Origin of the sequence: Lacisediminimonas sp. (genome assembly GCF_030645335.1) — a bacterium.
In the GTDB taxonomy this organism is placed as follows: Bacteria; Pseudomonadota; Gammaproteobacteria; order Burkholderiales; family Burkholderiaceae_D; genus Lacisediminimonas.
The window spans coordinates 1-11867 of the sequence record NZ_JAUSNH010000162.1; the positions used below are offsets into that span (position 1 = coordinate 1).

Here is an 11867-nt window from a genome sequence, read left to right on the forward strand (position 1 = left end):
CTGCAGGCGCAGGTCGGCCATTGCCGCTGTGGGTTCTTGCGTTGCGAGGCCGGCGCAGCGCTGTTGCGCCCAGGCCAGTTGCTCGGTCGATAGCGTCAGTCCGGTTACCTGCATGCCGGCACGCAATCCCGCTTCGGCAAAGCCGCCCCAGCCACAACCGATTTCCAGCACCGAAGCGCCGGGCTGCAACTGCAAGGCATCCAGCATGCGCTGGTATTTTGCCTTTTGTGCGCGCGGCAGCTGCGCCGCGTCAGCATGCTCGTCGTGCGCGTTGGCGTCGCCAAACAGCGCACTCGAATAGGTCATCGTCGGGTCCAGCCAGAGCTGGTAAAACGCATTGCCGATATCGTAATGCGCATGGATATTGCGGCGGCTGCCGGCGCGGCTATTGCCGTTTAGCAGATGCCTGATCCGATACAACAGCCGGCCCCACCAAGTGCCATACACAAAGCCTTCGATCGCATTGCGGTTGAGGATGAACAGCTTCAACAGCGCAGTCAGGTCGCTGGTGGTCCAGCCGCCATCGATATAGCTTTCCGCAAAGCCGATGTCGCCGGATTTCAATGCGGCATCACAGCAGCGCCAGTCGTGCATCACGATATCGGCATGCAAGCCGTGGCCCGGGCCAAAGCTGATGTGCTGGCCATCTGGCAGGGTGACCGACAGCGATCCGCTCTGCAGCCGTTCCAGCAAGCGCAACGCAACCCGGGCGCGTGCCGGCAAGTGGCGCGCGTCCAGAGGCGGATTGTGCGGCTGGCTGCCACGGGCATCGCCCGCAGCGGAAAAGTCAAGGGGGCGCGGCGCGGGAGACTCAATCATCGGCGCACCTCGTCAGTGTCTGGCGCTGGCTCTTCGACGGCCCAGTGCTCGCCACTGCGCATGCCAGGCGCAAGGCAGGACATGGCGACAAAGGGGAAATTGTGGTCCGGTTCATGCACGTTGCGGCCCTTCGATCCAGGCATAAGCCGAGTGGTTGTGAATCGACTCGAAATTTTCGGAGGACACTTCGTAGCGACCGATGCGCATATCCGCATTCAGCGCCACGGCAATGTCGCGCACCAGGTCTTCCACGAATTTGGGATTTTCGTAGGCGCGTTCGGTGACATATTTCTCGTCTGGCCGCTTGAGCAGCCCCCACAGTTCGCACGAAGCGCTACGCTCGGCCAGGCTGATCAGCTCCTCCACCGCCATCTGCTCACCGTCCACCAGGGTCGCCGCGATGATGATGTGCGAGCGCTGGTTGTGAGCGCCGTAGGCAGAAATTTTCTTGGAGCAAGGGCACAGGCTGGTCACCGGTACCAGCACTTGCTGGGTCAGCGCGAGTTTTCCGTCTTTCTGTTCAGCACGCAGCGTGAGCTGGTAATCCAGCAAGCTTTCAACGCCGGAAACCGGCGCGGTCTTGCGGACGAAATACGGCATGCGCATTTCTATCATGCCGCTGTTTGCTTCCAGCCTCTGCAACATGCTGGCCATCATCGCGCGCAGGCTGTCCAGCGACAGCGCATCGTGATGCGACTGCAGCACTTCAAGAAAGCGCGACATGTGCGTGCCTTTGACATCCGCCGGCAGCCGGACATACATGTCAATGGTGGCGACTGACGGCTGTGTCCCGTTTGCGGTTTGCACCAATACCGGATGGACAATGGATTTGACGCCAACGCGTTGGATCACGATGTTGCGCACATCGGCGAAAGACTGTACGTCGGCTAGGAAGATTTTTTCGGGAGCGTTCATCGCGCATGTCCTGGATATTGGTTATGGCCTGCCCTGCTATCGGCTATGGAAACTGCTCGCCATAAGCGGCGAACCTGACAAGGTTTTCCTTTGTCCTAGTCAAAAACGGGCTGCAATCCTATAATGGCGAGCCATATTCGCGGATTCAAACAGTTTGACCTAGACAAACTAGATATTACCCGCGAACTGGAATCTTTGCTCACCACAAAAAAATGCATGAATCCCGCCTCCAGCAACCCGCCTGACCTGTTTGGAATTGCCGCCGTAGAGCGCGACACGGGCCTGTCCAAGGACACGCTGCGCGTCTGGGAGCGACGTTACGGATTTCCGGTGCCATTGCGCGACGCCAACGATGAACGCGTCTATCCCACCAGCCAGGTCGAAAAATTGCGCCTGTTGCGGCGCCTGATGGACGGTGGCCATCGGCCAGGCAAGATCGTCGCCAAGTCAGTTGCCGAGCTCAGTGCGCTGGCGGCCGAACAGGGCAGCAACCAGGCCGAGGCCAAAGCCGTGGACAGTGCACTCGATGAAGAGCTGGCCCATCTGGTCGAATTGCTGCGCACCCATCAGGCAGACGCGCTGCGGGAAACCCTGACAGGCCAGCTCATGCGCATGGGAATCGAACAGTTCGTGATCCGGGTGGCGGCGCCCATGTCGACACTCACTGGCGAGGCCTGGGCCCGCGGCGACCTGCAAATCCACGAAGAACATCTGTTCACGGAGCAGCTGACCCATCTGCTGCGCAGCGCGATCAATAATATTGCGCGCCGGCATGCCGCGGCGCCCACCGGCCCGGTGCGTCCCCGGGTGCTACTGACCACCTTCCCGCAGGAGCCGCATAGCCTGGGCCTGTTGATGGCCGAAACGCTGATGGCGCTTGGCGGTTGCGATTGCATGTCCCTGGGTGTACAGACCCCGGTGTCGGATATCGTCACGGCGGCCACGGCACATCAGGTCGACATCGTCGCGCTGTCTTTTTCGCCCGTGATGAACAGTGCGCAGGTGGTGGATGGCCTGTTGACGCTGCGATCCCACCTGGATCCCGCCATCGAGATATGGGCCGGCGGCAGTTGCCCTGCGCTGTCGCGGCGCGCATTGTCCAAGGTGCGTACGCTGCGACAACTAGGCGCAATCGAAGCCGCCGTCCTTGAATGGCGCGCGCGCCACGCTATCCAGCGCTGAGCCTTTGCGCCGGGCGTGCCCGCCACAGCCAATGAAAAAGGACGCAGCGCCGAAGCGCTGCGTCCTTTCGCTTTTCTGCCTGGCCAACAGCCGGATAAGGCCGGGCCGGGCCGGGCCGCGACTCAGGTCACCCGCACCTCGATCTTGCGTGGCTGCGCATGCGAAGCCTTCGGAATGCGCAAGCGCAATACGCCATTCTTGAGCTCGGCGCTGGCTTTTTCGCCGTCGAGCTCTCTGGACAGCTTGAATGTGCGCCGATAGCGCGGCACGCGCAGCTCGGCGTGGCTGGACTCCATGCCTTGCGGCACATCCAGCGTCACTTCGCCTTCGATGGTCAGGCTGTCGGTATCGAGTTGCAGGGTCAACTTGTCGCGCGGCACACCGGGCAAGTCAGCCACCAGCGTGATGCCTGTTGCGTCTTCGATCACATCGACCGGCGGCAACAGCGCCTGTGCAGGAGGCTCATGCGCCTGCTCTCCGGCTTGTTCAGTCGGGCTCTCTGGACCGCGTTGCAGTTCGGATTTGCTCATGACGTTTTTCCTTGGTGTGGTTTTTACTGGATCGTGATGCGGCGCGGCTGGACCGATTCGCGCCGCTTGGCGCTGATATGCAGCACGCCGTCGCGATAAGCCGCCGTTACCGCGTCCGGATCGATATCGTCGGGCAGGCTGACGACGCGCCGGAAGCGCCCCGAAAAGCGCTCATTGACATGTACCGTGGCGTTCTTCTCCGGCGTCGCCAGGTCGTTGGCGCGTTCACCCGAAATAGTCAGGACGCCCTTCTCCAGGTTCACTTCAACACTGGCCGGATCCAGGCCGGGTACGAATGCGTACAGTTCCACCGACTGCGGCGTGCTGCCGATATTAATTGCAGGAAATCCGCCGCGCGCACCGCGGATGCTGGGCCCTTCGACGGCATCCATCAATTCGCGCTGCAGGCGTTCGAAATCGGCAAACAGATCACGGGGAAACATGGTTTGGTACAGCATTTTTCTCTCCTTTCATTGATCAATCGCGCCCCTCTGACGCGCAGGAAAATCCTGTTTCATTGCTAACATAGGTATGCTCGCCAGGATTTTCAAGCGCTTGATTTGCAGTCGGTCGACCACCATTTTTCCAGGCAAGGCATGTTGAGGAGAGCGCTGTGCAATTCAAGGACTACTACGAAATCCTGGGTGTGGCGCACGACGCGCCGGCAGACCAGATCAAGAAGGCCTACCGCAAGCTGGCGCGCAAATTCCACCCGGACGTGTCGAAAGAACCGGATGCCGAAGCGCGCATGAAAGAGCTCAATGAGGCATTCGCCGTGCTGTCCGAGCCAGCCAAGCGCACGACCTATGACCGCGTAGCCCAGGGCATGCATGCCGGCCAGGAATTCCATCCGCCGCCGGGCTGGGAAGGCGGTGCGGACAGCGACTTGGGGCGCCATCCATTTGGTGCTGGCGGTGGCCCTGGCGGCACGGAGTACAGCGATTTCTTTTCTGAGATATTCGGCCGCATGCGCAGTGGCGCCGGCGGCCCGCAGGCCGGTGGTGGACGCGGTGGTTTCGGCACGGCCGCGCGTGGCGAGGATCATCGCGCCGTGGTCGAACTGGAGCTCAAGGACACTTATCAGGGAAGCACCCGCAGCATCGGCCTGCGCGTGCCGCAAGTCGATGCGCACGGCCGGGTTCGCTATCGTCAAAAGACCCTCGACGTCACGATTCCGCGCGGCGTGCAGGAAGGACAACTGATCCGCCTGGCTGGCCAGGGCAACGCCGGCGCCGGTGGCGGCGCTGCCGGCGACCTGTACCTGGAAGTCCGGTTCAAGCCCCACCCGCGTTACCGTGCCGATGGCCGCGATGTTTATGCAAGCCTGCCGGTCACGCCCTGGGAAGCCATGCTCGGCGCCACCGTCGAAGCACCGGTGCCCGACGGCAACGTCGAGGTGCGGGTGCCGGCGCATACCCAGCACGGGCGCAAGCTGCGCCTGAAAGGTCGCGGCATACCTGGCCCCTCGCATGGCGCCGGCGATCTTTACCTGGTGCTGGAAGTGGTGCTGCCCGCGGCCGATACGGCAAAGGCAAAACAGCTCTATCAGCAGATGGCGCAGGAACTGCCGTTCAACCCGCGCACCGGGCTGGCGGTCTAGGCGATCGCTGCGCACTGCCAGGCACAGCAAAGGGACCGATGGGGCTGAATGTGCACGCCCGCTACGCGACGGAAATGCAATCCCCGGCCGATAAATAAACAGCAACAAAGTCCGCGCCGGCCAGCGCCCTGCCCCGCCCCCGTCCAGGCAAGCAGCATCCGAACTGCTACAAAGCGCTCGTGCCGGACCCAGTCCTGCTGATATCCTCTCTCGGTTTGCACTGTATGCTGTGCTGGCAGCCGGGCGGCAATTGCGCCGGCCCGGGCGCTACACTGCCAGTTGAGCACATGCTTGGTGTGGAAAATCGCCGCACGGCGAAAGCCGTTGCCCGATTATCCGCCGCCCATTTTTCCTTTTCGTTACTCGTTCCATCACCATGCGCGTGCTCCTCGTTGAAGATGATCTGGTCCTCGCCGACGGCATCTCCCGGATACTGAAAGACAATGGCATGGCGGTAGAGATGACGCACTCGGGAACCGATGCGGACAACATCCTGCTGCGCAGCTCATTCACGATCCTGGTACTGGACATCGGCTTGCCGGGGATCGACGGTTTTGCGCTGCTGCGCCGCCTGCGTAGTCGCGGCAGCACGATGCCCGTCCTGTTGCTGACTGCACGCGATGCGGTGCATGACCGCGTGCACGGCCTCGAACTCGGCGCCGACGACTACCTGGTCAAGCCTTTCGATACCAGCGAACTGGTTGCGCGCCTGCGCGCGCTCGACCGACGCGCCACCCCCAAGACCAGCGCCCTCGAAGCCGGAGGCCTGGTGCTGGACCTGCTCGCCAAGCGTGCCCGCATAGGCGACGACGCACTCGAATTGTCTGCGCGGGAATGGGCCGTGCTCGAATACCTGATGCGCCAGGCCGAACGTGTCGTTTCCAAGCAGCAGATCATGGATGCGATCCTGCACTGGGGCGAAGAACTCAGTGAGAATGCGGTCGAGGTATACGTTTCACGGGTGCGCATCAAGACAGCTGCGGCGGACCTGTCGATCCGCACCATTCGCGGCTTTGGCTACATGCTGGAAAAGCGCAGCCCATGAAAAGCATTCGCCTGTCCCTGCTGAAGTGGTTGATCCTGCCTTTGTTGGCCATCAACCTGATGGCCTCGGGAATGGCGTACTGGACAGCATGGCGGCCGACCCAGGCGGCGTTCGACCAGAGCCTGGCCGACGCCGCCTGGTCACTGGAGCCCAACGTCACCGATCGCGACGGCGACCTGGCCGCCAACCTGTCCAAGCAGACCGAGCAGTTCCTGCGCATGGACCAGTTCGACATGATCTTTTTCACGATCCGGCACCTGGACGGCAGGCCGTTGGCGGGGGACCGGGATTTTCCGCCCCTGCCCGTACCTGACACGCTGCGAGAACCGGTCGCCCACAATAATGTGATGCGCGGCGTCCCGGTCCGTGTGGTGACAATGCGCGTGCCCATGGGGCAGGAACAACTCCTGATCGGCGTGGCCGAGACGCTTGAAACGCGCAACAAGGTGCGCAACGAGATACTGTCCCTGCTGATCACCCAGCAGGTGCTGCTGGCAATTTTGTTCGTCGCGATTGCCTGGGTTGGTGTCGGCGTCGGGATGAGGCCGCTGCAGCAAATGCGTGCACAACTCAATGCGCGCAATCATGACAACCTGTCGCAAGTGCAAACGGACGACTTGCCGGTCGAATTGCGACCGCTGGCCGATGCCCTCAATGGCCTGCTGCAACGCACCGCGAAAGGCAAGCGGGCGCAACAGGATTTCCTGGCCAACGTCGCCCACCAGTTGCGCACGCCTTTGTCAGGACTGAAGACGCAACTGGCATGGATGCGGCAGCGCTATGACAACGACCAGGAAGCAGCGCGCTCGTCCAGCCTGATGACGTCCTCGGTGGAGCGCATGATCCGGCAGACCAACCAGCTGCTGGCGCTGGCACGCGCGGAGCCGACCCAATTCGAAAAGCATGGCCTGGGACTGGTAGAGCTCGACAAACTGGTTGAAGATTCAATCCAGCATTTCGTCCAGGAAGCAGACAAGAAGCAGATCGACCTCGGCTTCGACCTGCGCCCGGCCAATGTCGCCGGCGACCATTTCCTGTTGCGCGACCTGATCGATAACCTGATCGACAATGCGATCCGCTATTCGCCACCGCGGGCGACCGTGACGGTGCGCAGCCATGCATCCGATGGCTTTGGCGTACTGGTCGTGGAAGACAACGGCCCCGGCATTGCCGAGCATGATCGCGGCAAGGTATTCGACCGTTTCTACCGGCTGGACGACAAAGTGGCGGGGACCGGACTGGGGCTGGCAATCGTGCGCGACATCGCAGCCGCACATGAGGCCACGATCGAAATCAATACCGGCGAGTATGGCGCTGGAACCGTGGTATCGGTACGATTTCCACGCTGGCGCGGAAAACAGCCGGAAACCCAGGCCCGCACAAGCATTGGCGAAACAGTCAGCTGATAAAAGCGGCCGACAAGAAGCGACTGGCCCGGCGGACTGCTTCCGGCATCAGGCGCGGGACAAGGTTTAAATGATCTGAATATCCGAAGACCGGATGACCACGGTCTGGCCCGGCTGCTTGCGCAGCATCTTTTCCGCGGCCGCATGAATCTGCGCGCGGCCAAGGTAATAGGCGTCCACCGGGCGCGCCCCCGTGCCGCCCTCGAAATGTGTTTGCAAGGCATCCAGGCTGACCTGGCATCGTACCGGCCGGCCTTCGACAACGACCTTGAAATAAACGCCGCCATCTTCCGCCGGCGTTGCCTCGTCGGTGAATTGCACAGCAGTGCTACCCATCGCCGAACGTTTCGCAAACGGCGGATGGACCTGCTCGCAATGAGCAACGTCAACAGTTGCCGCGCAGGCTTCAAAGCGGTCGGCATCCATCGCACTGTTGAACAAATAAACCGAATCACCCACCTGCACTTCGGTTGTTGCTATGCGGACAATCGCCATGAAACCCCTTGTTGGATATGAATAATCATTGTCAATGGACAGATTGCGCATGGCTCTGTTCCTGCTTGCACCATCGTTCGAATTCGCCAGCTGATATGGGCTTGCTGAAATAATAGCCTTGCGCCTGGTTGCAGCCGTGCTCAAGCAGGTAGGAATATACCGATTCGGACTCAATGCCTTCGCCGACCACTTTCAGGTTCAGCGTGCGGCCAAGCGCCAGCACACTGTCGGCAATCGTCTGGGAATGCGCATCGTGACCGATAGACTGGACAAACACGCGGTCTATCTTGAGCTTGTCGACCGGTAGCGAACTGAGCAGGCCGATACTGGAGAACCCGGTGCCAAAGTCATCCAGCGCCACCTGCACGCCAAGCTGGCGTATCTGTTCCAGCGCGACCAATGCTTGCGGTACGTCCTCCAGCACGGTGCTTTCCCTGATTTCAATCTGTAGGCAACAGGGATCCATGCCCGATTTTTTCAGGCTGTCGGCGAGCTGCGCCACGAATTTGCGTTGGCGAAACTGCTGTGGTGCGACATTGACGCTGACCGACATGCCAGGCAACCCGGCCTGGCACCAGCGCGCATGCTGGCGCCCCACTTCAGCCAATACCCACTCACCGAGGCGGTTGATCAAGCCAGTCGACTCGGCAACCGGCAGGAACACATCGGGCGTCATCACATCGCCGCCCTTCAACGGCAGCCTCAGCAGCGCTTCGGCGCCCACCGTCATGCCGGACTGCAGATCCACCACCGGTTGATAGACCAGTTGCAGCGATTCCAGGTCCAGCGCCTCGCGCAACAAGGATTCGATTTGCATTTCGGCGGCGCCATTACCCTCGTCTTGCGAATTGAAAAATTGATAGCGACTGCGCCCACCTTCCTTGGCCAGGTACATGGCATGGTCGGCCGCCTTGAGCAGGCTGTCGAGATCATTGCCATGACGCGGATACAGGCTGATGCCAATCGATGCCGACAGGTGCAATTGCAGGTTATCGACGTAAAAGGGCTGTTCAAGTGCGGCAATGACGTGCTTGGCCACCGTGGCCGGACCGTATCGGTCATCCGGATGGGGAATCGCGACGACAAACTCGTCGCCGCCGAGGCGTCCGACGATGTCTTCCTGCCGCAAACAGCTCAGCAGCCGCTTGGCAACCTGCTGGAGCACCTGGTCGCCGACGCCGTGGCCGTGGCTGTCATTGATCGGCTTGAAGCGGTCGAGGTCGATGAACAGCATCGCACCGCTACTGCGGGTGCGCTGCGCCATTGCCAGCAAATGGCTGCAATATTCGAACAGCAGGCCGCGGCCCGGCAGGCCGGTCAGTGCATCATGCTGGGAAGCCTCGCGCAGGTGCTGTTCCGCCAGCTTGCTGCTGGTGACATCCAGCGTAATGCCGACGAAACGCTGGCTTTCGGCAGCGCCACCCGGAATGCGCGCACCACTTGAACGCAGCGTGCGCACGGCGCCATCATCGCGCCGTACCACACGGAATTCAATGTCCAGGCGATCGGTCGTTTCATTGGTCCCAAGCGCGACCAGCGCTGCCTCTACCCGGGCGCGATCCTCCGGATGGATGCATTTCCTGAACTCCTCTTCCTCGAATTTCTGATCGGCAGCAAGTCCATGCAGGCTTCTGAAAACGCCGTTGGCGGTCAGCACACCGCTGTGCGCATCGAAATCCCATAGCCCTATATTGGCGGCGAAAGCCGCCAGGCGCAGCAGGTCGGCGGCGGCAGCTGTCTCCTCGTCGGTGGGGCGCAATGGGCGGCCAGAATCCGGCGCAATCGATGGCGTGCCTTGTGGCCGGGGCTGGTTCACGAGATCGCGCATTTTCCTCACCGCAAACAACGCATTGGTAATAGGACAGCAGCCGGATTTCTAAGTTCGGCTGCACGGGAAACAGAAAAATGCGGCGGTCGGTCCCATGACCGGTAATTCCCGGCGGAACTCCTGCGGGCCAATCGGGCAGCGCATTGCACGGCTGACGCAGGCTGCCGGTAATTCTTTCCGTATTTGAAACCTGGAAATCCGGTCGTCAGTCGAGTACGACAGGTTTGCCAGCCCTTTTTCATCTGGCACACCGATTGCGTTATCGCGTTACCCGGCGATTCACGCCGTGCGTTCATACTTGGAGAAAACAATGCAAAAAGGAAAATTGATCAGCCGCATGTGGGCTGTCGGATTGCTGGCGGCGCTTTTTTCCGCCGGTGGTGCTTATGCGCAAACCGGCGCTGCCGCCGGATCTTCCGCAACCAAACCATCCGAAGCTGCGCAGTCACAGCCAGGCCAGCCAATGCAGCCATCCGGAGCAGCAATGCGTCAGCAGCCGAGTTCGGGCGTATCGGCAAGCGGATCGACCGCGGCCAGTGCCGCAATGCCCAAGGCTGACCAGAAAATGATGAATGAGCTGGCGCAGGCCAACCTCACCGAAGTCAAGGCCGGCGAAATGGCGCTACAAAAAAGCCAGAATCCCGACGTCAAGGCGTTTGCACAAAAGATGGTCGATGACCACGGCGCCGCCATGAAAGAATTGCAGACGCTGGCCCAATCCAAGGGAGTGACACTGCCCACTGAAATGGATGCAAAGCACAAGCGCATGACGACCTCGATGGAAAAATTGTCGGCGGAGCGCTTCGACAAGACTTATATTTCCCAGGGCGGCGCCATCGAGCACAAGAAAACCAGCAAACTGGTGCGGGAAATCCAGAGCAAGGCAAAGGACAGCGACCTCAAGGCAATGGCGGCAAAACTGCAGCCAGCTATTGATGAACACATGAAAATGGCGCAGGGGATGAAGGCGAAACCCGAGTCCGGGAGCGGTGCCAGCGGCGGTGCCGGAACGGGCGCTGCGGGCAGTGGTGCCGGTGTTAGCGGTGCCGGTGTTAGCGGTGCTGGCGGCAGCGGTGCCAGTGGTGAAGCACCAGGCAAAAAATAAAGCCAGGACCGACAATCGCTGTCGATAAAAAAAGCCCCACCATTCCTTGCGGCTGGTGGGGCAATCCAACGGAGACATCCGGGTTCGAGAATACGCGTCGAACCTGTCAGGAAGCTGTCAAAACGGCGATTAGTGCTCGTTCAACCGTACCCATTAACGGGCGACGATATCAACTATTCAACTAATTGGCTGCTCAGCCAGCCGCTTCGCCCTTCCAGCCACACGACAATGCAGCCACGGCAAGTGCAGTGTCCATGGTTGAAATGTGAAAGGAAAACCATTGCGGCAGTAATTCAATGACTTCCCGGCCAAGCGCAATATCGCCGGACTGAATACGCGGCAATGCGTGATGAAGGCCGGAAAGCACCCGCGCATGCTGCTCGCGATGGCTTTGCAGGGCCGGGAAATCGATCGATTCCATCATGGCTTCCTCGTCGGCGAAATCCCGTTCGACCTCAGCCACCAGGCGTTCGTAGGCGAGCGGAAAATTGTCGTCGCCAGTTTGCCCCAGGTGTTCAAGGCTGCTGAGCATACTGATATGGGAGGCATCCATTTCCGGTATGCCGACCGACAGTTGCTCCGACCAGTACGGCATCGCCAACTCCTGGATCAGCGAAAAACCAGCACCGGCAATTTGCTGTGGGCAAGTACCTTCTGGGTTTCGCTGCCGACGAACAGGCGGTTCAGGCCCTTGCGTCCGTGGGACGCCATGAAAATCACGTCACAAGCGGACTTTTCGGCCGCCTTGATGATTTCTTCATAGGGATTGAACGACTGCACCGCATGGGTTTCGCAGGGTACATTGGCCGCTTGCGCCTCTGCGGCAACCCGCTCGACGTTGCGCTTAGCCTGGTCCAGCGCCTTCTGCTCGTACTCTGCCAGGTCCGGTGCGAACGCCGTCTCGCCGATCGGGGAGTATGGATAGGGTTCGGCGACGCTCAC

General features: G+C 60.8%; 13 protein-coding genes. 5 read left to right on the forward strand and 8 right to left on the reverse strand.

Annotated elements, in window-relative coordinates; genetic code table 11:
• Together Q7T64_RS11205 and folE2 are read right to left on the reverse strand one after the other, a co-directional pair.
• A partial coding sequence (locus tag Q7T64_RS11205; RefSeq protein ID WP_304795532.1) for a class I SAM-dependent methyltransferase occupies positions 1-819 on the reverse strand: 819 nt, incomplete at its 3' end.
• Between the two features lie 111 nt (positions 820-930).
• The gene (folE2, locus tag Q7T64_RS11210) at positions 931-1734 is read right to left on the reverse strand and encodes a GTP cyclohydrolase FolE2 (RefSeq protein WP_304795534.1); all 804 of its coding nucleotides are present in this window, start codon (positions 1732-1734) and stop codon (positions 931-933) included.
• A 216-nt stretch (positions 1735-1950) separates the two neighbouring features.
• On the opposite strand from folE2, the gene Q7T64_RS11215 reads away from it, so the two are divergent.
• Positions 1951-2916: a MerR family transcriptional regulator gene (locus Q7T64_RS11215; protein ID WP_304795536.1), complete on the forward strand. Its 966-nt coding sequence runs from the start codon at positions 1951-1953 to the stop codon at positions 2914-2916.
• Positions 2917-3038: 122 nt separating this feature from the next.
• On the opposite strand, the gene Q7T64_RS11220 is transcribed toward Q7T64_RS11215, so the two are convergent.
• Together Q7T64_RS11220 and Q7T64_RS11225 are read right to left on the reverse strand one after the other, a co-directional pair.
• A complete protein-coding gene (locus Q7T64_RS11220; RefSeq protein ID WP_304795538.1) occupies positions 3039-3446 on the reverse strand; it encodes an Hsp20/alpha crystallin family protein in 408 nt (135 codons plus the stop codon).
• Positions 3447-3469: 23 nt separating this feature from the next.
• Complete coding sequence (locus tag Q7T64_RS11225; protein WP_370653309.1) at positions 3470-3904, reverse strand: Hsp20/alpha crystallin family protein; 435 nt, start codon at positions 3902-3904, stop codon at positions 3470-3472.
• Between the two features lie 155 nt (positions 3905-4059).
• Between Q7T64_RS11225 and Q7T64_RS11230 the strand changes: the two genes are divergently transcribed.
• The 3 genes from Q7T64_RS11230 (at position 4060) to Q7T64_RS11240 (ending at position 7497) form a co-directional block, all read left to right on the forward strand.
• Positions 4060-5046: a DnaJ C-terminal domain-containing protein gene (locus Q7T64_RS11230; RefSeq protein WP_304795540.1), complete on the forward strand. Its 987-nt coding sequence runs from the start codon at positions 4060-4062 to the stop codon at positions 5044-5046.
• Positions 5047-5422: 376 nt separating this feature from the next.
• The gene (locus Q7T64_RS11235) at positions 5423-6091 is read left to right on the forward strand and encodes a response regulator transcription factor (RefSeq protein ID WP_304795541.1); all 669 of its coding nucleotides are present in this window, start codon (positions 5423-5425) and stop codon (positions 6089-6091) included.
• Positions 6088-7497: a sensor histidine kinase gene (locus tag Q7T64_RS11240; protein ID WP_304795543.1), complete on the forward strand. Its 1410-nt coding sequence runs from the start codon at positions 6088-6090 to the stop codon at positions 7495-7497. Before Q7T64_RS11235 ends, Q7T64_RS11240 begins: the two co-directional genes overlap by 4 nt.
• Before the next feature lie 66 nt (positions 7498-7563).
• On the opposite strand, the gene Q7T64_RS11245 is transcribed toward Q7T64_RS11240, so the two are convergent.
• A complete protein-coding gene (locus Q7T64_RS11245; protein WP_304795545.1) occupies positions 7564-7923 on the reverse strand; it encodes a DUF1488 family protein in 360 nt (119 codons plus the stop codon).
• 100 nt (positions 7924-8023) lie between these two features.
• The gene (locus Q7T64_RS11250) at positions 8024-9820 is read right to left on the reverse strand and encodes a bifunctional diguanylate cyclase/phosphodiesterase (protein ID WP_304795547.1); all 1797 of its coding nucleotides are present in this window, start codon (positions 9818-9820) and stop codon (positions 8024-8026) included.
• A gap of 310 nt (positions 9821-10130) precedes the next feature.
• On the opposite strand from Q7T64_RS11250, the gene Q7T64_RS11255 reads away from it, so the two are divergent.
• Positions 10131-10925 (forward strand): DUF4142 domain-containing protein, encoded by a 795-nt coding sequence (locus tag Q7T64_RS11255; RefSeq protein ID WP_304795549.1) that lies wholly within the window; start codon positions 10131-10133, stop codon positions 10923-10925.
• 193 nt (positions 10926-11118) lie between these two features.
• Here the strand turns inward: Q7T64_RS11255 and Q7T64_RS11260 are convergent, their stop codons facing one another.
• Positions 11119-11520, reverse strand: coding sequence for a bacteriohemerythrin (locus Q7T64_RS11260; protein WP_304795552.1), 402 nt, complete (start codon positions 11518-11520; stop codon positions 11119-11121).
• Positions 11521-11534: 14 nt separating this feature from the next.
• On the reverse strand, positions 11535-11867 hold a 333-nt coding region (locus Q7T64_RS11265), incomplete at its 5' end, for a universal stress protein (protein ID WP_304795554.1).